The following is a 23,944-nucleotide window of genomic DNA, read 5'->3' as shown; positions in this document are numbered from 1 at the left end:
TCCCCACCGGCGCGGTCGGGGGTGGTGAGGGAGACGTCGCCGAGGGGCGGGGCGTGGAAAGTGCCCCGCCCCTCGGCGTTTCCTCGTGACCGCTTCTGATCAGGTCCGATCGTTCGATTGCTCCTTGTGAGGGAACGATGCGACGGGATATCGATCTGCCGTGCGAGGCCTCATACCAGAGCGGGACGCCCGCTGCGGGAGTTTGTCAACTGCCCACCGCACTTGATGCGAAGGCGACTACTGTCAGTGTCCGTCGGGCGACGCGGAGCCGAATTCGTCAGCTCTGTCGACCGACGTCGCCATGGCGCACGCCCCGGGCCGCGCTGACCGCGCGCACCCCCAGGCCCCCGACCGACGGACCAGCACGAGGACCCCGATGTCTCATCTACGCGCCCCGGCCGCACGCGCAGACCGCCGTGAGGGCGGGCGGCACGGGCGCCCGGCCGCCCGCACCGCACCCGCGCTGCCCGAGACCCATATACGGCCCCAACTGCTGCGGCTGGCCGTGCTGCCACCCGTCGCGGTGACCCTCAGCGCCTGCGCGGCCGTCCTGTTCGTGGTCCGCTCCACGGGCGTCCGGCCCAGCCTCACCGTGTGGGCCGTGCTCGCGAGCGCGGTCTCGGTCACCCTCGCCGGCATCCTGATCGCCGCCGTGGCCGCCAACCGCACCGCCAGATCCGTCAACGACCGCATCCGCGCACTCCGCCGCAGCAGCGCACGCGGCGAGGCCGATCTGCGGGCCCTGGTCGAGACGCTGAGACGTGGCGAAACACCGCCGAAGCGCAAGTCCCGCAGCGGTCCGCCCGAGGACGCCGACGACTTCGAACTGCTCGCCGGCGACCTGGCCCGCGCCCACGACGGCGCCGTCACCGCCGTCGTCCAGGCCGCGCAGCTCTCCAGCCAGGCAGGCAGCGAACAGAAGCTGGAGGTCTTCGTCAACCTCGCCCGGCGCCTTCAGTCGCTGGTGCACCGGGAGATCTCCATCCTCGACGAGCTGGAGAACGAGATCGAGGACCCCGACCTGCTCAAGGGCCTCTTCCACGTCGACCACCTCGCCACCCGCATCCGCCGCCACGCGGAGAACCTCGCCGTCCTCGGCGGCGCCGTCTCCCGCCGGCAGTGGAGCAACCCCGTCTCCATGACCGAGGTGCTGCGCTCCGCCATCGCCGAGGTCGAGCAGTACTCACGGGTGAAGCTCGTGCCGCCCATCGACGGCACCCTGCGTGGACACGCCGTCGCCGACGTCATCCACCTGCTGGCCGAACTGGTCGAGAACGCCACCGTGTTCTCCGCCCCGCACACCCAGGTACTGCTCCGGGCCAACCTCGTGACCTCGGGACTCGCCGTCGAGGTCGAGGACCGCGGGCTGGGTATGCCCGTCGGCGAGCAGAACCGCATGAACGCCCTGCTCACCGATCCCGATCAGGTCAACGTCGCCAGCCTGCTGGCGGACGGACGCATCGGCCTGTTCGTCGTCTCGCAGCTCGCGAAGCGCCATGGCATCCATGTGCGCCTCCAGACGAACATCTACGGCGGCGTGCAGGCCGTACTCGTCGTGCCGCAGGGGCTGTTGGGGAACGAACCCGGGGCCCGGGCCGGGGTGGGGCGGGGGCCCGAGGCGCAGCAGGGGGCCATCGCCGGTACGAGCGTGTCGGCGCAGGCTCCCGCGCAGCGTTCGCAGTCCTCGCCGCAGGCGCGTCGGCAGCAAGGGCCCGTGCCGTCTCAGCAGCGTCGGCACGCCGCGACGGCCGGGTCGGGGACAGAGGCCGGGTCGGGGACAGAGGCCGGGTCGGCGTCAGCGGCGTCAAGGGCGTCAGGGGCCTCGTCGGGCGCACCGGAAAACGGTGGGCGGCCAGGCGTGACCGAGGCGTCCCAGACGTCGTCGGCATCGCCCGGCGCACCGCGTCGGCAGGAGCCGCAGGGCGGTGCGAGGGGCGCGGTCCCCGGGGCGAACGGCGCCGGACCGGCACCGCTGCCCGTACGAGGCGCCCAGGGGGAACGGGCCAACCCGGCCGAGGCCGTGCCCGGCATCAGGCCCGACGAACGCCGAAGCGTCGAGGAGAACGCAGGCGCGCTGCCGACCCCGCGTGTCAGCACCGTCCGCGGCACCATGGGCAAGCCCCAACTGCCGCGCCGACGAGCCCAGGAGCACATCGCACCCCAGCTCCGTGGTGGTCCCGCACCACGGCAGGAGTCCGACCACCTCGCCGGGCACGACCCGGGGCTGATGGCCGCCTTCCAACGGGGGATCGGGCTGGCCGAGACGCAGCAGCACATGGAATCGGCGCGCGGGGACGCCGAGGATGTGGATGCGGGGTACATGGGCACGGACCACGTGGGCACGGACCACGTGGGCACCGGCCGCATGAGCACCGACCGTATGGGCCCTAACCACGTGGGCACCGACCACATGGGCACCGACCACGTGGGCACCGACCACATGAGCACGGACCACATGAGCACGGACCACGTGGGCACCGGCCACATGAGCACCGACCGTATGGGCCCTGACCACATGGGCACTGACTACTCGGGTACCGACCACATGGGTACGGGCTATGTGGGCGCAGGGCACATGGATTCGGCGCACACCCCCACCACCCACGGGATCAGACCCGCCTACACCCCTTCACTCCACACGACGTCCGAGACCACGTCACCCACCCCGGAGCCGACCCACCCGGACCCCCTGGTCTCCCAGCCCACCCGACTGGAGTCCGTACGCCCGGCGACCGGCCGTCTGGAGCCGACGAGCCTCGACACGGCTCGGTCCCAGCCCACACGTCCGCGCCCGACGTCCCTGGATGGACTCCACATGGACGTGACCCCCATCACCACTAGGCCCTCCATGGAGGTCTCGCCCATGGACCCGGCACATATGACCGAGCCTCACCCCGGGCCCGCGCCCGGTACCGACCACACCACTTGGCCTGACGGGAGCGCTCCAGCCGGATGACCACGACTGTGACCAGCTCGAAGTCCGCCTGGGAGACCACCCCCAACCCCGGCGCTCCCGCAGACCTTCGTACCTCAAGGAGTCGATCCACCATGGCGAGCGAAGCGCCGACCGCCCATGTCTCCGATCTCGACTGGCTGATGAGCGGCCTCGTGCAGCGCGTACCGCACACGACCAGCGCGGTCCTGCTCTCCTGCGACGGGCTCGTGAAGTCCGTTCACGGCCTTGACCCGGACAGCGCCGACCACATGGCTGCCCTGGCCTCCGGCCTGTACTCCCTCGGCCGCAGCGCCGGCGTCCGCTTCGGCGAGGGTGGCGAGGTCCGTCAGGTCGTCGTGGAACTCGACTCGACCCTGCTCTTCGTGACCACGGCCGGATCCGGCACCTGTCTGGCCGTGCTCGCCGGCCGCGAGGCCGACGCGGCGGTGCTGGGCTACGAGATGGCGATGCTGGTCAAGAGCGTCCGTCCGTACCTGGTCACCGCACCCCGGCAGCACTCCGTCGAACCCTCGGCGCTGAGGCCTTGAACATGACAGCGGCCGGCGACGGGCCCTGGCTCGACGACGCGGCCGGACGGCTGGTGCGCCCTTTCACGGTCAGCAACGGCCGTACCCGGCCCACCGTCGCGCTCGACCTCATCTCGCAGGTGATGGCCACCGGGGCGACCCCCCTCGGCTACCTGGGCCCCGAGCACGAGTTGGCGCTCGACCTGTGCCGTGCTCCCGTCTCGGTCGCCGAGGTGGCAGCCCACCTGAAGCTGCCGGCGGCGGTCACCAAGGTGCTGCTGTCGGACCTCGTCGACTGCGGGGCGCTCACCACCAAGCCCCCCGAGTTCCACCACAACCCGACTGACCGGGCCCTTCTGGAGGCAGTGCTCGATGGACTACGACGACAGCTCTGATCCCTTCCCCACCGCACTGAAGATCTTGGTGGCGGGAGGGTTCGGGGTAGGCAAGACGACCTTCGTGGGCGCGGTCAGCGAGATCGCGCCGCTCAGCACGGAGGAACTGCTCACCACGGTCAGCGCCGCGACCGACAGCCTCGAAGGGGTGGAGAACAAGGTCGAGACCACGGTGGCCATGGACTTCGGCCGCATCACCCTCGATCCGGAACATGTCCTGTACCTGTTCGGCACACCCGGTCAGGAACGGTTCTGGTTCATGTGGGACGAACTCTCGGAAGGCGCGCTCGGCGCGGTGATCCTCGCCGACACCCGGCGCCTGGAAGACTGCTTCGCCGCCGTCGACTTCTTCGAGCAGCGGGGGCTCGGCTTCATCGTCGCGATCAACGAGTTCGACGGCGGCTACCGGTACGACCCGGAGGAGGTCCGTGCCGCCATCGACCTCGACCCGGAGATCCCGATCGTCCGCTGCGACGCCCGGATCTCCAGCTCCGGCGTGCAGACCCTGCTCACCCTGGTGAGGCACCTCATCGCCCACACGCCGGCACCCGCGCCCAGCCATGGCGCCCACATGTGACAGCCACACACACTCGCACGGAGCCGCATATGACGTACGCCCACAGGGACGGAATCCGCCCATGAGCTACGGCCCACCCCACCCGGTCGCTCGACTGCTGCTGACCCCCGAGGACAAGGAGGCCCCCGCCCGCGCCCAGCGGTTGCTCCGGCTGGGACTGGGGGATCATGCCGACCCGGCTCTCGACGTGTTCGCGGATCATCTCGCCGAGCTCACCGGGGCGCCGTACGCCATGGTCAACTTCATCGACGAGAGCCGGCAGTTCTTCGCCGGCCTGCACGCACAGCACCGGGTGACCCTCACACGGGCCGATGATTCCAAGCCTGAGCTCGGGCGCCATATGGAGCGAGACCATGGCTTCTGCCCCCATGTGGTCGTGCGACGCAAGGCGCTGGTCCTGGAGGACGTCTGCGACTATCCGCGGTTCGCCGGGAATCCGATCGTCGACGAGTTCGGCATCCGCTCCTACATGGGCGCGCCACTCATCGACAGCACCGGAATGGCGCTGGGCACCGTGTGTGTCGTGGACGTGGAGCCGCGGCCGTGGGGGAGGGCGGGCCTGGACACCATCAAGGCGACCGCGGTGGACCTGATGTCCCGGCTGGAACGACGGCAGGCCGACGGGCTCCCACTGCTCTGAGGGAGGCTTCGGCGGCATCCGACGGCGGCTTCTGCTGCCGCGTCGGCTTCGGGCCGGCTTGGCGTGCCCCTGACTCCTGGCCGAGGGGTGCCCCTGACCTTCAGCCGACCACGCAGCAGTACAACAGCATGGAACGCCTGCCTCCGCTCTGGAACATCTGCCTCGCGCTGCTGGGTACCCGCTGACCATCGGTCCCGTTCGTTCCTAGTAGCCCCGCCACACGTTGTCGAACGCGGCGTCCTCGATTGCCCGCCGCTGCCGTACGGCTTCCAGTTCCATCACCGCGTTGCCGAGGGCGGCCAGCACCGTCGTGACCCTCTCGTCGGTGAGCTTGTCGTCGACCTCGTCCGAGTCGTCACGGATGCCGGCAGCGGTGCCCAGGGCGGCGAGGACGGGCTCGCCCGAGGTCCAGCGCTCCTCCGCCTGTCGCCGGGCCGCCGAGTCGACCGGTACCGAAGGAGCGGCTCGCAGCGCGAACCGGGGACCCGGTGCCCGGGCCGTGAGCCCCACGCGTTCCAGATCCTCGACATAGGCCGCGGACAGGCCCCGGCCCCGGCGCCACAGCCAGTCCTCGACCGACTCGTACGGTTCCTGGCGTACGAGTGCCGAGGCGGCCTCGTCCAGCAGGCGGTCACCCGTGGGCGCCTGTGCGCTGGGTGTGATGAGGTCGCCGTCCAGGACGAGGGCATGGGCGTCGAGCAGGTCGAACATCTCCGCCGCCGCGAGCGCGAGCGACAGGTCGCCCTGCTCCACTGTGTGGTCCGACGCCATGTCCAGGGTGACTATCGCGAGATCCCGTGCGGTGTTCATGAGCGGCTCCTGGTGAGTCGGCCGAATGCGGGGCGCGGACAACGGGCCCGGGCTCGACGGTCCGGACGTCCTACGCCGATTTTCGCTGTCCTTCGGGCACCGTATGTCGTACTACCACCATGCGGTGCGGGAACCCGGTTCTCAGCAGGGCGGCGGCCGAGGCGGCCGCAAGGACGGCGGAGAGTCCTGCCGGCGCCCACCAGACCGCTCGCCGCTCGCCGGTCGGTGAGGAGCGCAGGACCAGGACCAGGACCAGCGTGATGCTCGCGCAGCTGGTGCGGCAGTGCGCGGACCGCCATGACGAAGACCAGAGCGCTCGCAGCGCCGGCCAGCAGCCGCGGTGCCGCCCACATGGTGGTGCTGTGGGTGGCCGGCACGGCCGCGAGCGTGGCCGTCAGCAGGAGCAGCGAGCCGCGCAGGACGGTGCGCGAGCGTACGAGCACGGGCTGGGCGATGCCCGCCGGCCTCCGGCGCTCCGGCGCACCGGCCAGACAGCCGACGTGGTCGGCCGTGGCCAGGTGCGCGCCGGCACCGGCGGACAGGCCCGCGGGGGCCTGCATCAGAGGCAGGATCGGCCTGTGGGCGAACCGGCCGACGCCCATGCCGTGACAGCCTGCCGACAGCCGGGTCCTCGGGTACCTCGACGTCCGGTTCACGTTCACGGACCGGCCCGAGCTGGACGTCGGGCTCGCGGTACTCGCGACCCGTGTCGAGGACGACTGGTACATCAGCCACTACCAGGTCTCCCGCCTCCAACAGGCGTGGACCGAGGGCTTGAAGGAAAGCTGTGGCGCCGCTTAAGAAATCCTCGATGGACCCGGGCGGCGCCGTACGGCAGATTGCTACGCGAATCCACCCCCCTCCCCGGCTGCGGGCTCCCTGGGTATGCCCGCAGCCGGGACTCGAGCACAGGAGCCGTAGCGTTGAAGGCGCTGGTCAAGGAGAAGGCGGAGCCCGGGCTGTGGCTCGCGGACGTTCCGGAACCGGCCGTCGGACCCGGCGACGTACTGATCAAGGTGCTGCGCACCGGCATCTGCGGCACCGATCTGCACATCAGGTCCTGGGACGGCTGGGCACAGCAGGCGATAAGCACCCCGCTCGTGCTCGGGCACGAGTTCGTCGGCGAGGTCGTGGAGACCGGCCGGGACGTCGCCGACATCAAGCCCGGTGACCGCGTCAGCGGCGAGGGCCACCTGGTCTGCGGCAAGTGCCGCAACTGTCTGGCCGGCCGTCGGCACCTGTGCCGCGCCACCGTCGGCCTCGGTGTCGGACGCGACGGCGCCTTCGCCGAGTACGTCGCCCTGCCCGCCACCAACGTGTGGGTGCACAGGGTGCCAGTCGACCTCGATGTCGCCGCGATCTTCGACCCGTTCGGCAACGCCGTCCACACCGCGCTGTCCTTCCCGCTGGTCGGCGAGGACGTCCTGATCACCGGCGCCGGCCCGATCGGCCTCATGGCGGCGGCCGTGGCCCGGCACGCGGGCGCGCGCCACGTCATGATCACCGATGTGAGCGAGGAGCGGCTGGAGCTGGCCCGCAAGGTCGGCGTGAGCCTCGCCCTGAACGTGGCCGAGGCGACCATCGCCGACGGACAGCGCACGCTCGGTCTGCGTGAGGGCTTCGACATCGGCCTGGAGATGTCCGGCCGCCCCGAAGCCATGCGCGACATGATCGCCAACATGACGCACGGCGGCCGTATAGCCATGCTCGGCCTGCCCGCCCAGGAGTTCCCGGTCGACTGGGCCCGCGTCGTCACCTCGATGATCACCGTCAAGGGCATCTACGGCCGTGAGATGTTCGAGACCTGGTACGCCATGTCCGTGCTGCTCGAAGGCGGCCTCGACCTCGCGCCCGTCATCACCGGCCGGTACGGCTACCGCGACTTCGAGGCGGCGTTCGCCGACGCGGCGAGCGGCCGCGGCGGCAAGGTCATCCTCGACTGGACCGCCTGAGACACCGCCTAAGGCACCGCGTAAGTCACCTGCATTCCTGGGAGCTTTGAGATGTTCGACTCCGTGCGCGACGACCTGCGCGCCACCCTCGACGAGATCCGCGCCGCCGGCCTGCACAAGCCCGAGCGCGTCATCGACACCCCGCAGTCCGCGACCGTCAACGTCAGCGCGGGCGGCCGCCCCGGCGAGGTCCTCAACTTCTGCGCCAACAACTACCTCGGCCTCGCCGACCACCCACAGGTGATCGCCGCCGCCCACCAGGCGCTGGACCGCTGGGGCTACGGCATGGCCTCCGTCCGCTTCATCTGCGGCACCCAGGAGGTGCACAAGGAGCTGGAGGGCAGGATCTCGGCGTTCCTCGGCCAGGAGGACACGATCCTGTACTCCTCCTGCTTCGACGCCAACGGCGGCGTGTTCGAGACGCTCCTCGGCCCGGAGGACGCGGTGATCTCCGACGCCCTCAACCACGCGTCGATCATCGACGGGATCCGGTTGTCCAAGGCCCGCCGCTTCCGTTACGCCAACCGTGATCTGGCCGACCTGGAAGCCCAGTTGAAGGAGGCGCAGTCGGCGCGCCGCCGGCTGATCGTCACCGACGGCGTCTTCTCCATGGACGGCTACGTGGCGCCGCTGAAGGACATCTGCGACCTCGCCGACCGCTACGACGCGATGGTCATGGTCGACGACTCGCACGCCGTCGGCTTCGTCGGCCCCGGCGGCCGCGGCACGCCCGAGCTGCACGGCGTCATGGACCGCGTCGACATCATCACCGGCACCCTCGGCAAGGCCCTCGGCGGCGCGTCCGGCGGCTATGTGGCGGCCCGTGCCGAGATCGTCGCCCTGCTGCGCCAGCGCTCCCGGCCGTACCTGTTCTCCAACACCCTGGCCCCGGTGATCGCGGCGGCCTCCCTCAAGGTCCTGGACCTGCTGGAGTCCGCGGACGACCTGCGTGTCCGGCTCGCCGAGAACACGGCGCTGTTCCGCCGCCGGATGACCGAGGAGGGCTTCGAGATCCTCCCCGGCGACCACGCCATCGCGCCCGTGATGATCGGCGACGCGTCCAAGGCCGGCCGGCTGGCGGAGCTGCTGCTGGAGCGCGGCGTGTACGTGATCGGCTTCTCGTACCCGGTCGTGCCCCAGGGCCGGGCCCGCATCCGCGTCCAGCTGTCCGCCGCGCACTCGACGGACGACGTCAACCGTGCCGTGGACGCCTTCGTCGCGGCCCGGGCCGAACTGGAAGGCTGACGTCCGGCCCGCTCCGGACCTTGCGATAATCGATCTCATGATCGAAGCGCGGCGGCTCCACATCCTCCGTGCGGTGGCCGACCACCGCACCGTGACGGCGGCTGCCGCCGCGCTGTATCTCACCCCCTCCGCGGTCTCCCAGCAGCTCGCGGCCCTGGAGCAGGAGACCGGCCACCGCCTGGTGGAGCGCGGCGCCAAGGGTGTACGGCTGACCCCGGCCGGCGAGATCCTGCTCAGCCACACCAACGCCGTGCTCGCCCAGCTGGAGCGGGCGGAGGCCGAGCTCGCGGCGTACAGCTCGGGTGCGGCCGGCACGGTCACGGTCGCCTCCTTCGCCACCGGCATCGCCCTGGTCGTCGCGCCCGCGGTGGCCCGCCTCGCCGAGACGTCCCCCGGCATTCGCATCCGCGTCCAGGACGCCGAGGGCGACGCCAGCCTGCCGATGGTGCTGGACCGGCAGGTCGACATCGCGGTGGCCGTCGAATATCGCGGGGCACCGCCCGCCGACGACCCGCGCCTGACGCACGTACCGCTGTACGCCGAGCCCTTCGACGCCGTCGTCCCGGTCGGTCACCGGCTGGCCGACGCGGTCGAGGTCCCGCTCGCCGAGCTGGCCAAGGACACCTGGATCGGCCCCTACTCCGGCAACCCCTGCCATGACGTGGTCGTCCTGGCCTGCGAGAACGCCGGCTTCCAGCCCCGCCTCGAACACTCCTCGGACGACTTCCGCGCGGTCGTCGCCCTCGCCTCGGCCGACGCCGGAGTGGCCCTCGTCCCGCGCTCCGCGCTGCGCGGCATGGACCTCACCGGGGTCGTCGTACGGCCGGTGGACGGGGTGGCACCCACGCGCCGGGTCTTCGCGGCCGTGCGACGTGGAGCGGAGGAGCATCCCTTGATCCGGCCCGTGCTGGAGGCGCTGGACGAGGCGGCCGGGGAGTGAGGCTTCCGTAACACCGCTGTTTCGTATCAGGGATACCGTCCCGGATATGAAACGCGCACTGGACGGCGCCGAGACTCCGGACACGGCCGGCACTCCACTCGACACCCGACTGGGCTCGCGGCTCGCCGAGCTGCGGGCCGAACACGGCTGGTCCCTCGGGGAGTTGGCGCAACGCAGCGGTATCAGCCGTTCGACCCTCTCGCGGGCCGAGCGGGCGGAGATCAGCCCGACCGCGTCCATGCTCAACCGCCTCTGCAATGTCTACGGCCGCACGATGTCCCAGCTGCTCAGCGAGGTCGAGGCCGAGCCCGCGCTGCTGGTGCGGACCGGCGAGCAGCCGGTGTGGGAGGACCGTTCCGCCGGATTCGTTCGGCGCTCCGTCTCGCCGCCGCACGCCGGACTGCGCGCCGAACTCGTCGAGGGACGCCTCACCGCGGGCGCCGACATCGCGTACGACCGGCCGCCGGTGCCCGGACTGGAGCAGCACGTCTGGGTGCTGGAAGGGGCGCTGGAGGTCACGGTCCAGGAGGTCGAGCACCATCTCGGCGCCGGGGACTGTCTGCGGATGCGGGTGTGGGGGCCGACGCGGTTCCGCTGCATCGGGCCGGGGGCGGTGCGGTATGCGCTGGCGGTGGTGCTGCCGTGAAGGTGACGCGACTGGACCGGGCTCAACTGACGGAGTGCATCGGAGACTTGGCCGACCTGTTGGTCGACACCGTGGCGGACGGCGCCTCCGTCGGATTCCTCGGACCCCTCGACCGTACGGCGGCCCTGACCTGGTGGAAGGAGCGCGCGGGCGCCGTCGGAGAGGGGCGGTTGGCGGTGTGGGTGGCAGGCCGGGACGGGCGGACCGTCGGCACGGTGAGCCTCGCCTTCGCCGACAAGCCCAACAGCCGCCACCGGGCCACTTCGTCAAGCTGATGGTGCACCGGGACGCCCGGGGGCAGGGCCTCGGGCGCAGACTCCTGACGACCGCGGAGCAGGCGGCGACCGACGCCGGTGTCACCCTCCTCCACCTGGACACGGAGACCGACAGCTCCGCCGAGCGCCTCTACGACTCGGCCGGCTGGACCCGGGCCGGAGTGATCCCGGACTACGCGGCGAGCCCGGCGGGAGTGCTGCGGCCCACGACGATCTACTTCAAGTACGTGTGACCTGCTCCCGTCGGCTTCAGGGAAGGCGGCCCCGGCAAGGTGTTCGGCGGCCTCCAGTTCCTGTTCGACGAGGCCGAGGCGTCGCTGGAGTTCGTGACGGACGGGTTCCAGATACAGCTGGACTGGCTGGAGAGCGACTACGAGGTACTGGTCGCGTTCTTCGCCGCGGCGGCCGAGCGCGGCTACGGGGCCTTCATGGACTTCAGTTTCCAGGGGGCGGGCCTCGGGGCGGGCTGCCCCCTCTCACCAGGTCATTGTCAGTGAGGGGCGTTACCGTGCCTCTCATGCCCGATGCTGAAGACGTACGCCGTATCGCCCTCTCTCTGCCGGACACGACGGAGAAGATCGCCTGGAGCATGCCCACGTTCCGGGTCGCGGGCAAGATGTTCGCCACCTTGCCCGAGGACGAGACCTCCATCGCGGTGCGCTGCCCGAAGGAGGAGCGCGACGAACTGGTCATGGCCGAGCCCGGGAAGTTCTGGATCGCCGGCCACGAGGCACAGTTCGCCTGGGTACGGGCCCGGCTCGCCGCCCTTGAGGACGAGGACGAACTGCGCGACATCCTCGCCGACTCCTGGCGCCAGGCAGCTCCGACCCGCTTGCTGGACGCCTATCCGGAGCTGGGGCAGGCTACGGGGGACTGAAACCCATGGGGCGTTGTCAGCGCCCCGTGTCATGATCCGAGGACAGGTGTGGGAGCCGGGGCGGAGGGGGCCTCGGCTCCCACGGAGGCTTGGTTGACGCGGCGCAGGCGCGGTGTTCCAGCCCGGCGTCCCCGGCACCGTCCGCCGGCTCGCCGCCGACGTCCAGGGCGCGAACGGCACCATGCGGACAGCCGAGGCCGTGGCCCAGCTCGCCGGACCGGCATGCGCGGGCGTCCTCGTCGGCTTCGCGTCACCCGGCGGCGTGTGCACGGCCCACGCGGCCACGTACGCCGTCAGCGCCCTATGTCTCCTCCCTGCTGCGCCTGCCCGCGCAGCCCAGGCCGCCGGGCGGCACCCGAACCGATCGCGGAACCCGGGCCTTGCGCGCCGATCTGGTCGAAGGCTGGCGGGAGTTCAGAGCCCGTACCTGGCTCTGGGGCGTCATCGCCGTCTGGCGCGTCTACATGATCACCGTGTGGGGCCCGACCGTCCCGCTCGTGGCGACCGAGGTGGTCCAGCAGCACGGCCCGCGTTCCTACGGCCTGATCAACTCCGCCCTCGGCGCCGGAACCGTCGCCGGCGGTCTGCTCGCGCTGCGGCTGAGACCTCGCCGGATGCTCCGCGCCGGCGCGACAGGGCTCTTCGCCTTCGCCGGCTTCCCGGTGACCGTCGGCGCCGGTCTCGGCGTACCCGCCATGGCCGCCGGAGCGGCCGTCGCCGGTGCCGGCATGGCCTTCTGGAGCGTCATGTGGGCCACCAGTGTCCAGACACAGGTCCCGGCCGACGTCCTCAACCGCATCCACGCGTACGACGTCGCGGGCTCCCTGGCGATGATGCCGGTCGGCCAGGCCATCGCGGGGCCGGCCGCCGCGACCCTCGGCGCCGGTCATGTGCTCCTGGTCGCCGGAGGCATGAGCCTCGTCGTCGCGGGCGCGCTGCTCTCGGTACGGTCGATCCGGGACCTGGTCCGGGCGGACGTCCCGGCGGCGGCACGGTCGGCTCCGGCGCCGAGGGACGCACGTGTGCGGCCCGAGCCGCACTGAAGCGGACGGGTCCGCATAAACGGGTGCGCGACCACCGACCCGAGTGCGGTATTGTTTTCCTGCACGTTCGGCCAGGGGAAGCCCCAGGTCAGACGGGCACCGGGACGTGGCGCAGCTTGGTAGCGCACTTGACTGGGGGTCAAGGGGTCGCAGGTTCAAATCCTGTCGTCCCGACTTGTGAAGCAGCAAGTCAGAGGCCGTATCGGAATTGCCGGTACGGCCTTTCTCGTTCCCTGACGGTGGGGATCACGTCCCTCTGGAAGGCCGCTTCGAGGACGACGCCGGGTGCTCGCGCTCGGCGGTCTCGTCTCGCGGTCCCTCGCCCCGGAGACGACCGAGCCACCGCACCCAGTGGCACGGCCCCGCAGGCGAGTACCGACGCTGTTGGTTTTTTCGGGGCTGGTCCTACTTCGCCCCGTCGAGGATGAGCTCGGCGGGGCGAAGTGCTGCGAAGTGGCTGGTGCGGGTGCGGGCTCGGGGCGTTTCGGTGAGGTGGGCGTCGATGCGGGCGAGATTGATGGCGGCGCCGGTGAGCTGGTGCTGAAGGCTGGTCTTGGCCAGCCCGCGGTAGCGGGATCTGCGCAGGCCGCAGCGTTGGACGGCCTGGGACATCGTGCCCTCGACGCCCGCCCGGACCTTGTAGCGGTCCTTCCAGGCGTCGGTCTGCTGCTCGGCTCTGGCCGCCTGGAGCGCGTGGTGTTCGTCGTGGCGGCGCAGCCGCAGTTCACGGGGCCGTGTGGGGTTGGGGGTGTTGATGCACGCCTGCCGCATGGTGCAGGGACGGCAGTCGCTGGCCGAGAACACCACCCGCAGTACCGGCTGGCCGCGTTGGGAGAGCCGTTCGCTCCAGGTGGTGCTGGTGCGGCCACCGGGACAGGCGGCCTGTTGGTTGTCCCAGTCGATGGTGAAGACGTCCTGTCCGAAGCCGCCTTCGGCCCTGGTCTGTGCGCTGTTGTCGGTCTGGACGGGGCCGTGCAGGGCAATGCCGTGGTCGCGTCGGGCGCTGACCAGGGCGGGGGCGGTGGGGTAGCCGGCGTCCACCCAGTGCTCGGCGGGCAGGCAGTCACGGGCCGCGAGCTGGTGGTGGATGATCTCGGCCATCGACCGGTCCTGGACAGTGGACGCCGTCGTGGCGACGTTCGTGATCAGGTTCGGGGCGTCCGGCTCGCAGGTCTCGGTGAAGTGGACTTTGTAGCCGTGCCACACCGTGTCGCGCTTCACGCTGCCCCGTGCATCGGTGTCATACGGGGTGACCAGGCGCAGCGCGCCCGGCGGGCGGTCTTTTGGGTCCCTGCGCCTCACCTCGCCGTCCACCTGGTGGAAGTGCTGGACCCACATCTGCCGCAGAGTCTCCACTTCGGCAAGCCCGCGCAGTCCGGCGGGGGCATCAGCGCTGAAGACCGCCGCCAGCAGACGTGTCCCGTCCCGGCCGATCCGCATCCCCACCTCCTCCCGCTTCACGCGGCTGACAGGGAACCGCGTGTCGTCTGCTCTCGTGGCGTAATGCCCGAACCACTCCGGCTCGGCCACCTCCGACAACCAGGCAGGGGCAGCCTGGGCGAGTGCGTTGAGCGCCGCGCGCAGCGTCTCGGCAACCATCTCCAGCCAGCACAGTTCGCGCGCTGCCGACAGCACATGCGTGGAGTCCGTCCGGGCCCGGCCCGCGCTCTTGAGCAGCCGCTTCTCCAGCCCGAGCGCGTACTTGAAGTCAATCCTGGCCCGCACCGCTTCAGCGGCCTGCCGGTCGGTCAGCCCCTCCACGAACTGCAGCACCGACAAAAGCGCCAGCCCGCCCGGCGACCAGGCCGGCCTGCCCCGCGCCGGGAACAGGTCCGCGAACTCCTCGTCTCTGAACAACGGGCCCAGCTCGTCGCGCACCCGGATCGCCAGGCTCCCCTTGGGGAACGCGGCCCGCGCCACCCGCACCGTCTCCGCCGGAATCTCCCCAGATCCCTTCGGCTGCATCGACATCCGCACCCACCCCATACGACAACGTCGGCCTTCAAGACCACAACCAGGTCTCGAAGGCCGACGTCACGCACGGCCCTGCATAAACCAACAGCGTCGGCGAGTACCCGCGGGGCCGTGCCGTTGCGAAGTGTCAGGCGTAGGCGTCGAACGGGATTCCGGACGGCTTCGCGTAGTTGAGAGCCCACTGGAAGTCGCCGTCGTCGATCTTGATCGTGGCGGAGCCGAAGTCGGCGCTCATGAGCTTGCCACGGTATCCGGCCGGATAACCCTCCCAGCCGACCAGGCGCGGGAAGAACCAGTTGCCGGTGGCGTTCTCCGCCGGCTCGTCATGGCCGTTGGCGAACCGGAAGCAGTGACTGGAGACGCCGTCCTTGTGATAGACGATCTTCGGGTGGGTGCCGTCGAAGCGGATCGCCGAACGGGCCGCCAGCTGATAGGTGTTGTGCTGGGACACCGACACGTACTCGGCCTGGTTGTCGCTGATCCACACGATGACGTGCTCCCAGTCGTGCGTGTGCCCGAGGGCCGCCGGACCGAGGGTGATCTGGTCCTTCTCGAAGTAGCTGGCGTACATGACCGCGCACCAGCCGTTGTTGCACTTCGCGCGCGAGTAGGTGTTGGCGTTGGCCAGCTGGGCGTGGTCGTGGCACTTGCCGTTGACGTCGCCGCCGAGCTTGAGACCCGGGTTGAGGGTCCCGTCGGCGCCGATGGCGGCCGTGGCGTAGCAGCCGTCGCCGTCGTAGTCGTAGGCCGGGGAGAACGTCTGCTCCAGGCCGTCGGCGTTCTGCGGGAGCAGGGTCAGGACGTTCGCGTGGGCACTCGCAGGGAGGGCCACGACGAGCGTCATCGCGCCCAGCGCGCCGAGGGCGAGCCTGGCGAGGGATCTCGACTTGCGCATCACGGCTCCCGGTTCAGCAGTAGAGGTTGCCGCCCGGCGAGACGCCGAGGACCGAGGTGAACCGGTTGTAGGCGTCGACGCGGCTCTGCACCTGCGCCGGGTTCTTGCCGTCGCACTCCAGGGAGCCGTTGATGGAGCGGATCGTCTGACCGAAGCCGGCCTGGTTCACCATCGCGTTGTGCGGTGTCATGGTGCCGGGCCCGGACTGGGTGTTCCAGTACCAAAGACCCGTCTTCCAGGCGACGGCCGCCTCGTTCTGCACCCGCCAGGGGTTGTTGAGCAGGTCGATGCCGAGGGCGTCACCGGCGGCCTTGTAGTTGAAGTTCCATGACAACTGGATCGGACCGCGGCCGTAGTAGGCGGCCTGACCCGCGGGGCAGCCGTAGGGCTGGTTCCAGTCGCAGTAGTGGGGGTAGTTGGCGGTGTTCTGCTCGACGATGTGCACGAGGCCGCCGGTCTCGTGGTTGACGTTGGCGAGGAAGGCCGCCGCCTCCTGCTTCTTCACGGTGTCGCTGCCGGTCTTGGCGAAGCCGGGGTAGGCGCTCAGCGCGGCGACCAGGCCGCTGTAGGTGTAGAACGAGTTCCGGCTCGGGAACATCTGGTTGAACTGCGCCTCGCTGACCACGAAGCCGGACGGGGTGCCGCCGCCCCCGCTCGTGGGCGCGTTCCACTTCTGGTTCGCGGCGCCGGTGCAGGTCCAGATCTGCAGCCAGGTGCCGTTGGCGCTGTTGTTGTCGCGGACGTCCAGGCACTTGTTCGCGGCCGGGTTCACGATGTCGCGCGCACCGCTGACCACCCACTGCTGGTTCGCGCCGCCCGAGCAGTCCCACAGCTGGACCGCCGCGCCGTCCGCCGTGCTGCGCTCGACGACGTCCAGACACTTGCCGAGCGCGCGCAGGGTGCCGTCCCCGGAGTTGGACCAGATCTGAGCGCCGGTCCCGTTGCAGTCGTAGAGCTGTACGGCGGTGCCGTTGGCGCTGTTCGCGCCCGCCACGTCGACGCACTTGCCGGCGAGGCCGGTGATCGCGCCGTCGGCGGCCCGCGCGGGGGTCACGGTGAGCAGGGCGGTGAGGACGGCGGTGAGCACCGCGAAGATCGCGAGCCGGGGTCTGAGCTGAGTCATGGACATGATCGAGGACGCTCCTTTGAGGTGTCGGGGGGTGAGCCGGCCGCCCTTCTTCGCGAGGGGCGGCCGGCGGCAGAGCTCGCAGAGCTCAGGGGACGCGCTACGGGTAGTTCGTCAGATTGGCCACGTTGGAGCCGGAGTTGGACGGACCGCCCGTGTTGTTGACGACGTGCCGGATGGTGCCTGTACCGCCGAGGGAGACCGTCACCATGCTGGTGAAGCGGACTCCCGCCTTGTTCGGTGCCTCGATGGCCCGCTCGGCGGTCACACTCGGGTTGACGTTGAAGAAGCAGTAGCTGCCCAGGCCGTAGGCCTGATGGCTGGTCACGGAGTCGGCGACCTTGTAGGCCGCGTAGCCCTGCGTGGAGCCGTTCATCCATGCCGCCTGGTTCGGCGGGTCGTAGGGCATCTCGTTCTGGTAGAAGTACGTCCGGCCGCCGTCGCCGTTCCAGATGGTCTGGTACTTCTGGTAGTGCTCGACGAACAGGCCGTACGCGGTGACGTCGTCGCCGTTGACGATCAGGCCGGTGTCGCCGGTGTTGGTGTTCCAGCCGACGCCGCTGCCGTGGTCGGCGCGCCAGATCCACATGTGGTCGCCGATGACGTCGTCGCTGTTGATGACGAGGCTGGTGGTCGCCTTGCCGACGGCCGCGCCGCCGACGCGGAAGTACACGTCGTGCAGCGAGGTCGGGTTGGCGGCGTGGGACGCGGACGAACCGGTCGGGCCGACCTCCATCAGGGTGGGCGAGTTGGTGGTGCCCGCGTCGAAGAGGACGCCCGCGACCTTCACACCGTCGACGTCGGCCACCTTCATGGCGGTGACGCCGTTGTCCGGGATGAACGTGGCGAGGCCCAGGCCGAGGACGACGGTGTCGGCGCGGTTCACCTGGAGGGTCTGGTTGAGGTGGTGGACGCCGGGGGTGACGAGCAGGTTCTTGCCCGCGGCCAGCGCGGCGTTGATGTCGCCGGCGGTCGCGCCCGGCTTCACCACGTAGAAGGAGTCGAGGGACAGCGAACTGCCGGACGGGGAGCCGCCCGCCCAGCTCGTCGCGCTGGAGTTGGACCGCACCGACGGCACGAACACCTTGTAGGCGCCTGCCCCGTCGACGTACAGGAACGGCTTCTCCCGGCTGACCGGGCTCTGCGCGACCGTGGTGTAGGGCCGGTTGGGGAAGCTGGTGCCGGGGACGCCATGGCTGCCGACGAAGACCATGTTCCAGTTGGAGCCGGTCCAGCTGCCGAGCTGGGAGTTGCGGGTCAGCCACTGCTGCTGGCTGCCGGAGTCGACCTGGCCGTCGATCTTGGTGTCGGCGAGCAGGCCGCCGCTGGACCAGCCGCCGTCGTCCAGGGCGAGGTTGCCGCGCAGATGCATCCGGCGGTACGCCGACGCCTGCGAGACCGCCCAGCGGTCGGCGCCGCCCGTCGGGTTGACGGACAGGTTCTCGGCGCCGCGCCAGAAGTTCTGGGTCGCGTTCTGCGGCGGGAACCAGTCGGCCTCGGCGTGCACCGCGCCGTTGATCGTGACCGCGTCCGGGGACAGTCCGAGACCGGCGACCTGGGTGTAGAAGCCGACGTTGATGTTCGCGTTGTAGGAGCCCGGCTTGAACAGGACGGCGTAGCGCTGCGAGCCGAACTGGTTGGTCTCCTGCTGCTGGAAGATCGAGCCGAGCCGGTTCTGGATGGTCGAGGACGACATGGACGGGTCGAAGACGACCACGTTCGGGCCTAGGTCCGGGTTCGCGGTCGACTGGTTCACCGGGACCACCTGGAAACGCTGCGCTGCGGTGCCGTTGCACGCGTACTGCACGAACTGCACGCTGTCGGCGAGCGAAGCGCCCGGGTCGTCCAGGCACTTGCCGCTGCCCCGGTTGACGAAGCGGTAGACGCCGCCGCCCTCGTCGACGGGCAGCCACTGCTGGTTGGCGCCGCCGCCGTAGGCCCACAGATGGACCGGCGCGCCGTCGGCGATGAAGACGTCGGCGACGTCCACGACCTGGCCGGTGTTGTTGCGGTTGTTGATGCGGACGTAGCCGTCGCTGGTGGGCGTGAAGCTCCAGTTCTGGGCCGTCGAGCCGTTGCACGCGTACTGCTGTACGACGGTCCCGTTGGCGGTGGCCGCCGCCCGGGCGTCCAGGCACCTGCCGCTCGCGGCGTTCATGACGGTCGCGTAGTCGGCGGGCAGCGCCGCCGTCGCGCTCTCCGCGGCGCCGGCGGGCGCGGGCGCGGCGGTGAGCAGGGATGCGGCCGCCGCGGTGACGAACGTGACGGCGGTGGATCTGCGGAGGCGCCTGAGCGCGGGACGCACGAAGGTGGGCACTGATTCTCCTCGCCGAGCGAAGCGATACGGGGTTCCCCGGCCGGAGCCGGGGGAGGGGTCGACCGCTGGTGGGGGTGGCTGGATCAGCCGGTGTATCCGGCGAACACACGCGTGAAGTCCCAGTCGGACTGGTTCACGCCGGAACAGCTGTCGGCGGGGCCGCCGGTGCAGAGGCGGTCGCGGTCGACGGACCAGAACGTCAGCCGGGCCAGGTGGTGCTGCCGGGCGTGGGCGAGCATCGTCTTGAAGGGGTTCGGCGGGCCGCCCCAGCCGTTGTAGAGGTAGGGCGCCACGGCCGATGACGCCAAGGGGGCGGCGGCCTGTGCGGGGGGAGTGGAGAGCAGGCCGGTGGTGAGGGAGAGCGCGGTGAGGGATATGGCCGCGGGGAGAGTCCTGGACATGCGCGCGGAAGCCCTTCGTGGGGGTGAGCAACCGGGGCCGCGTTCACCTTCCGAACGGTGAGTGCGTCTCGTGGGTGTCTGGCTGACCCGTGAACCTAAAGGTCTGGACCACTTACGTCAAGACGTGAAGTAAGCTTTGGCAACAATTAATTGCGACCTCGATCGGAACGGGCCGACCCGCCTCCCCGCGCCCCGTCGCGGCGCGTGGTACTTCTTGCCTCCCCGGCCCCACCGCCGTACCAGACCGTCGCCGATCCGCCTGGTGGCACCGATATGACGAACCACCCCTTCGGCCTGCACCGCCGTCAAGCGGCCGTGGGTCCCGAACGACTTCTCGCCCTCGGTGACGCCGTGTTCTCCATCGCGATGACACTGCTCGCGCTCGACATCACCGTCCCGGACGGACTGCCCGAGGCCGACGTGGCCGGCGCCGTGGCGGATGCCGTGCCCACCATGGGCGCCTACCTGCTCAGCTTCGCTGTCATCGGCACGCTCTGGCTGGTCCAGCACGGCCTGTTCCGCCTGATCGCGGCGCTCGACCGCTGGCTGCTCCTGCTGTACTTCACGCTGCTGGCGCTGGTCGCAGCGCTGCCCTTCCCGACCCGGCTGATCAGCGAGTACGGCGAGACGACCACGGCGACCGCCTGCTACGCGGCGGCGATCGCCCTGGCCGTGGCCCTGATGTGCGGCATGTACGTGCGGCTGTTCGTGAACCCCGACTCGGCGGTGCCGACCATCTCCCGCACGGCACTGAAGGGCGATATCCGCCACGGCGTCCTGCTGGTCCTCGTCTTCGCCACGTCGATCCCGGTGGCCTTCTATTCGCCGACCCTCGCCAAGTACTGGTGGCTGCTGGCCATGGGGACACGGCTGCTGTACCGCAAGCCCGCCGGCCCGCAGGAGTGACGGCCGGCCGGCTGCGGGGTCGCCAGACCGTACGGGTGAGACGTGGCCAGGCTGTCCGGCCACGCCTTGGCGATGCCGCCGAACGGGCCGCCGACCTGGAACTTCTCACTGACCCCGGGAACCGGTCCAGGAGGCCGCGCTGGTCCGTCATCTCGACGCCGCGCGCGTGCAGGCCCTGCCCACGGGACTGCGGGGTCGGTTCGGTCAGCTTCTCCAGCACGACCACGTGCACGTCGTGCAGCCGCAGTCCGGCCGCCGGCATCAGGCCGGCGGGGCCACCGCCGACCACGATCACTTCGTTACCGACGTGACGCGCCGAGGTGGGCCGAGCTCTCAGACGACGCAGCCCACATGCGCGAGCGCCTGCTTCAGCAGCACCCCGTGCCCACCGGGCATCTCGCTCTGCACCGCGGGCGACAGAGCCTCCTGCGGGCTGAACCAGACCAGGTCCAGGGCGTCCTGGCGAGGCCGGCAGTCGCCGGTGACCGGGACGACGTAGGCCAGGGACACCGCGTGCTGACGCGGGTCGTGGTACGGCGTGACGCCGTGCGTCGGGAAGTACTCCGCGACCGTGAACGGCTGGAGGGACGTCGGCACCCGGGGCAGCGCCACCGGGCCGAGGTCCTTCTCCAGATGGCGCAGGAGTGCGTCGCGGACGCGCTCGTGGTGCAGTACGCGGCCGGAGACCAGGGTCCGGCTGACCGTGCCGTCCGGTCCGATGCGCAGCAGGAGGCCGATGCTGGTGACCTCACCGCTGTCGTCGACGCGCACGGGCACTGCCTCGACGTACAGGATGGGCATGTTGGCGCGTGCCTGCTCCAGCTCGTCGCTGCTCAGCCAGCCGGGCGTGGTTTCGGTCATGTCAGACATTGCTTGATCATACTTTCCGGGAATTGCGAACGCTCAGTCGCGATCGGAACGGGGGACGGGATCGGGCAGTCCGTAGAGGCGGCGGGCGTTGTCACCGGCCGCCCACGCCGCGATCCGCAGCGCGTCCGGCAGGCCGAGCTCATCGGCGTCCACCAGGTCCTGGAGCAACTCGCCCAGGCCGCGGCGGAACGCCAGTGCGCCGAGCCGGTACAACTCGGCCAGACCATACGCGTCCGAGCTGTACAGCAGCTTGCGGAACGGGGTGATCTCCAGGGCCTCCGCCAGGATCGCCCGGGCGCGGACGGGGCCCACGTGGTGCAGGGTCAGTCCCACGTCCAGGTACACCTGCTCGAACACCGCCGCCAGATAGGCGGCCTGCCGCTGGTACGGCCAGCAGTGCAGGAGCAGGACGGGGATCGTGCCCCGGGTCAGATGCAGCCAGTCCGTGAGGTGGGTGGGGTCCACCCGGTGCAGGCGGATGTCGTTGTCGCCGAGGCCGGTGTGCAGCTGGAGCGGGAGCCCCAGGTCGACCGCCGTCCACAGCAGATGCCGGACCAGGACCGGGTCGGCCAGCCGGCCGCCGGACGCCAGCCACGGCCGGGCCGCCGCGACGACGAGTGCGTCCGGCGGAGGAGCCGGGTCCAGGTCGAAGCCGGTGCGGTAGGCGGCCACCGACTTCACGGCCACCACGCCCGGCCGGCGCACCGCCTCCTCGGCGGCCGCGCGGAACGCGGCGGGGTAGGCCTCCGGTTCGGCGCCGGCGGCCGCGACCGCCTCGGCCACCGACTCCAGCCGTACGACTTCGTACGCGGTCGCGCCGGCGATCCGCGCGAGTTCTCCCGGCGTGGTGATCGGGTGGGGCGCGTAACCGGTGTCGACGCAGAACACGTCCGTTCCGGCCGCGGTCAGGAAACGCCGGTCGGCCTCGTCCCTGCCCAGTTCGGCGCGCCGGGTCAGGTAGACGTCGGCGGGCGCGTGGCGGGGCAGGTCCAGCAGGGGTGCGCAGTGGCGGCGTACGGCGAGGCCGAGCGGGGTGTCGAAGGGGGAGATGCCGGGCCACGGCTCGCCCTCGGTGAGCAGGGACTCGAAGCCGGCCCGGTCCGGTCCGTCGGTGACGATCCCGTGGCAGTGATGGTCCACCAGCGGCAGCGCCGCCAGCGCCTCGTGGACCGGCCCTGTGGCACCCATGTCAGTACTTCCACCGGTACGCGGCGGCCACCTGGTCGTCGTCGAGCCCGGCGACCGCGTCGATCTCGCCCTGCCGTACGGCGATCACGGCGTCCGCCAGCACCGGGCCGAGGGCCGCCCGCAGCGGGCCGCTGGTGCGGAACTCCTCGACGGCCTCGCCCAGCGAGACCGGCAGCCTGCGCACCCCGCGTGCGGCCGCCTCGTCCGCCCCGAGACGTGCCGGGTCGCCGGTGATCTCCTCGGGGAGCACTGCCCCCGACTCCAGTCCGTCCAGGCCGGCGGCGATCAGACAGCCCAGGGCGAGATACGGGTTGGCGGCCAGGTCCACCGGCTTGACCTCCAGGTTGGCCGCCTGGTCGCGGTGGCCCGCCGTGCCGGTGACCACCCGCACGGCCGCCTCCCGCGTCTCCCGGCCCCAGGCGGTGAACACCCCGGCCCACTGCGAAGGTCTCAGCCGCAGATAGCCGGCCGGGCTGGGCACGGTCACCGCGGTGAGGGCGGGGAGATGGCCGAGCACACCGGCGACGAAGGACTCCGCCTCGGGTCGCATCCCGTGCCGGCGGTCACCGCCCGCGTGCAGGTTCACCCCGTCACGCCAGGCGGAGAGATGGACATGGCCGCCGTTGCCGACGCCCTGCCCGAGGACCGCCGGGGCGAAGGACACCGCGAGGCCGTGCCGGTGCGCCACCGCGCGGATCGTCTGCCGGACCAGCACACTGCGGTCGGCCGCCGCCACCGGGTCCAGCGCCGCCACCGACAGCTCGAACTGCCCGGCGGCGTACTCCGGATGGAACTGGTCGACCTCCACGCCCTGCCGTGCGAGCGCCGCCAGCAGATCGGCGGCGCAGTCGCTCAGCTCGACCTGCCGGGTGGCGCCGTACGCCGGACCCGTGACCGCGGGCACGAACGCACCGTCGGCGCCGGGCGGCCGGGCGACGGCCCACTCGATCTCGATGGCCGCCCGGAAGGTGACGCCATGGCGTTCGGCCGCCGCACGGACCGTCCGCCGCAGGAAGGTGCGGCCGCACCCGGGATGCCGCTCGCCCTCCTGCGTGATCCGGTCGACCGGTGCCCATGCCCAGCCGGGCTGGCCGGCGAGCTCCACCAGGTGATCCAGGTCCGGGTAGAGACGCAGATCGCCGTCCGGGGAACCGAGGACGTCGGTGGTGACGATGGAGTCGTTCGCGAGGAACGTGTCGAACACCGGCGACATCCCGACCCCCCAGGCCGCCGCCGAGGCCAGCTTCGCCGTCGGGACCGTCTTCACCCGGCCGATGCCCGCGGTGTCGACGTAGGCCAGGACGATCCCGTGCACGCCCCGCCCGGCCAGCTCGCCGCTCAGCGCGGTGGCCCGCTCGACGTCACCGGGACGTCCGCCCGGGACGGGGTCGGCCAGGGTGGTCAT

At 70.9% G+C, this 23,944-nt stretch carries 20 protein-coding genes, 1 tRNA gene and 5 pseudogenes; 15 read left to right on the top strand and 11 right to left on the bottom strand.

The annotated features are described in order from the left end of the window. Positions 1–376: 376 nt before the first annotated feature. The 5 genes and pseudogenes from AC3ETA_RS24840 to AC3ETA_RS24820 form a co-directional block, all read left to right on the top strand. Positions 377–2,062, top strand: a pseudogene (locus AC3ETA_RS24840) (sensor histidine kinase); the annotation flags it as partial. Positions 2,063–3,048: 986 nt separating this feature from the next. Then, on the top strand, positions 3,049–3,483 hold the full coding sequence (locus AC3ETA_RS24835; RefSeq protein ID WP_030956513.1) for a roadblock/LC7 domain-containing protein: 435 nt from the start codon (positions 3,049–3,051) through the stop codon (positions 3,481–3,483). Between the two features lie 2 nt (positions 3,484–3,485). After that, positions 3,486–3,857 carry a DUF742 domain-containing protein gene (locus tag AC3ETA_RS24830; RefSeq protein ID WP_030956514.1) on the top strand — a complete coding sequence of 124 codons (372 nt, stop codon included), beginning with the start codon at positions 3,486–3,488 and terminating at the stop codon, positions 3,855–3,857. Continuing rightward, complete coding sequence (locus AC3ETA_RS24825) at positions 3,835–4,434, top strand: GTP-binding protein (protein ID WP_030956515.1); 600 nt, start codon at positions 3,835–3,837, stop codon at positions 4,432–4,434. The genes AC3ETA_RS24830 and AC3ETA_RS24825 overlap by 23 nt, the downstream gene beginning before the upstream one ends. A 61-nt stretch (positions 4,435–4,495) precedes the next feature. Beyond that, complete coding sequence (locus AC3ETA_RS24820) at positions 4,496–5,074, top strand: GAF domain-containing protein (RefSeq protein ID WP_432195099.1); 579 nt, start codon at positions 4,496–4,498, stop codon at positions 5,072–5,074. 204 nt (positions 5,075–5,278) lie between these two features. Here the strand turns inward: AC3ETA_RS24820 and AC3ETA_RS24815 are convergent, their stop codons facing one another. Continuing rightward, positions 5,279–5,884 (bottom strand): GPP34 family phosphoprotein, encoded by a 606-nt coding sequence (locus AC3ETA_RS24815; protein ID WP_432195098.1) that lies wholly within the window; start codon positions 5,882–5,884, stop codon positions 5,279–5,281. Further along, positions 5,881–6,444 (bottom strand): YbfB/YjiJ family MFS transporter, encoded by a 564-nt coding sequence (locus AC3ETA_RS24810; RefSeq protein WP_432195097.1) that lies wholly within the window; start codon positions 6,442–6,444, stop codon positions 5,881–5,883. Before AC3ETA_RS24810 ends, AC3ETA_RS24815 begins: the two co-directional genes overlap by 4 nt. A gap of 363 nt (positions 6,445–6,807) precedes the next feature. Here AC3ETA_RS24810 and tdh point away from each other — a divergent pair, with 363 nt between their 5' ends. The 9 genes and pseudogenes from tdh (at position 6,808) to AC3ETA_RS24765 (ending at position 13,036) form a co-directional block, all read left to right on the top strand. Beyond that, the gene (gene tdh / locus AC3ETA_RS24805; protein ID WP_432195096.1) at positions 6,808–7,836 is read left to right on the top strand and encodes an L-threonine 3-dehydrogenase; all 1,029 of its coding nucleotides are present in this window, start codon (positions 6,808–6,810) and stop codon (positions 7,834–7,836) included. Between the two features lie 51 nt (positions 7,837–7,887). Then, positions 7,888–9,081, top strand: coding sequence for a glycine C-acetyltransferase (locus AC3ETA_RS24800; protein WP_432195095.1), 1,194 nt, complete (start codon positions 7,888–7,890; stop codon positions 9,079–9,081). Positions 9,082–9,118: 37 nt separating this feature from the next. Then, a complete protein-coding gene (locus tag AC3ETA_RS24795) occupies positions 9,119–10,021 on the top strand; it encodes a LysR family transcriptional regulator (protein ID WP_432195094.1) in 903 nt (300 codons plus the stop codon). Positions 10,022–10,067: 46 nt separating this feature from the next. Beyond that, the gene (locus AC3ETA_RS24790; RefSeq protein ID WP_432195093.1) at positions 10,068–10,667 is read left to right on the top strand and encodes a helix-turn-helix domain-containing protein; all 600 of its coding nucleotides are present in this window, start codon (positions 10,068–10,070) and stop codon (positions 10,665–10,667) included. After that, a pseudogene (locus AC3ETA_RS24785) lies at positions 10,664–11,175 on the top strand (N-acetyltransferase family protein). The gene AC3ETA_RS24790 and the pseudogene AC3ETA_RS24785 overlap by 4 nt, the downstream one beginning before the upstream one ends. Positions 11,176–11,214: 39 nt before the next feature. Further along, positions 11,215–11,439: a hypothetical protein gene (locus AC3ETA_RS24780; protein WP_432195092.1), complete on the top strand. Its 225-nt coding sequence runs from the start codon at positions 11,215–11,217 to the stop codon at positions 11,437–11,439. A gap of 20 nt (positions 11,440–11,459) precedes the next feature. Further along, positions 11,460–11,819, top strand: coding sequence for an MmcQ/YjbR family DNA-binding protein (locus AC3ETA_RS24775; protein ID WP_432195091.1), 360 nt, complete (start codon positions 11,460–11,462; stop codon positions 11,817–11,819). Positions 11,820–11,922: 103 nt separating this feature from the next. Continuing rightward, positions 11,923–12,862, top strand: a pseudogene (locus tag AC3ETA_RS24770) (MFS transporter); the annotation flags it as partial. A 100-nt stretch (positions 12,863–12,962) separates the two neighbouring features. After that, positions 12,963–13,036: transfer RNA gene (locus AC3ETA_RS24765), tRNA-Pro, on the top strand. A 231-nt stretch (positions 13,037–13,267) separates the two neighbouring features. Here the strand turns inward: AC3ETA_RS24765 and AC3ETA_RS24760 are convergent. From AC3ETA_RS24760 to AC3ETA_RS24740, 5 genes and pseudogenes are all read right to left on the bottom strand, one after another. Beyond that, entirely contained in the window at positions 13,268–14,833 is a 1,566-nt protein-coding gene (locus tag AC3ETA_RS24760) for a transposase (RefSeq protein WP_432195090.1), read from the bottom strand. Positions 14,834–14,963: 130 nt separating this feature from the next. Further along, positions 14,964–15,731, bottom strand: a complete 768-nt coding sequence (locus tag AC3ETA_RS24755) for an NPP1 family protein (RefSeq protein ID WP_432195089.1) — start codon at positions 15,729–15,731, stop codon at positions 14,964–14,966. Between the two features lie 13 nt (positions 15,732–15,744). Next, positions 15,745–16,854, bottom strand: coding sequence for a glycoside hydrolase family 19 protein (locus tag AC3ETA_RS24750; protein WP_432195129.1), 1,110 nt, complete (start codon positions 16,852–16,854; stop codon positions 15,745–15,747). A gap of 103 nt (positions 16,855–16,957) precedes the next feature. Continuing rightward, a complete protein-coding gene (locus tag AC3ETA_RS24745; RefSeq protein ID WP_432195128.1) occupies positions 16,958–19,162 on the bottom strand; it encodes an RICIN domain-containing protein in 2,205 nt (734 codons plus the stop codon). Between the two features lie 95 nt (positions 19,163–19,257). After that, positions 19,258–19,422: pseudogene (locus AC3ETA_RS24740) on the bottom strand (chitinase); the annotation flags it as partial. Positions 19,423–19,848: 426 nt separating this feature from the next. Between AC3ETA_RS24740 and AC3ETA_RS24735 the strand changes: the two are divergent. Continuing rightward, complete coding sequence (locus tag AC3ETA_RS24735) at positions 19,849–20,481, top strand: TMEM175 family protein (protein ID WP_432195088.1); 633 nt, start codon at positions 19,849–19,851, stop codon at positions 20,479–20,481. A gap of 8 nt (positions 20,482–20,489) precedes the next feature. Here AC3ETA_RS24735 and AC3ETA_RS24730 read toward each other — a convergent pair. The 4 genes and pseudogenes from AC3ETA_RS24730 to AC3ETA_RS24715 all read right to left on the bottom strand — a co-directional run. Continuing rightward, a pseudogene (locus AC3ETA_RS24730) lies at positions 20,490–20,743 on the bottom strand (FAD-dependent monooxygenase); the annotation flags it as partial. A 71-nt stretch (positions 20,744–20,814) separates the two neighbouring features. Then, a complete protein-coding gene (locus AC3ETA_RS24725; protein WP_030955617.1) occupies positions 20,815–21,342 on the bottom strand; it encodes an NUDIX hydrolase family protein in 528 nt (175 codons plus the stop codon). Positions 21,343–21,384: 42 nt separating this feature from the next. Then, positions 21,385–22,539 carry an amidohydrolase family protein gene (locus tag AC3ETA_RS24720; protein ID WP_432195087.1) on the bottom strand — a complete coding sequence of 385 codons (1,155 nt, stop codon included), beginning with the start codon at positions 22,537–22,539 and terminating at the stop codon, positions 21,385–21,387. A 1-nt stretch (position 22,540) separates the two neighbouring features. Next, positions 22,541–23,944, bottom strand: coding sequence for a type I glutamate--ammonia ligase (locus AC3ETA_RS24715; RefSeq protein ID WP_432195086.1), 1,404 nt, complete (start codon positions 23,942–23,944; stop codon positions 22,541–22,543).

The organism is Streptomyces sp. bgisy027 (genome assembly GCF_057710365.1).
This window is presented reverse-complemented; position numbering and strand designations above follow the sequence as displayed.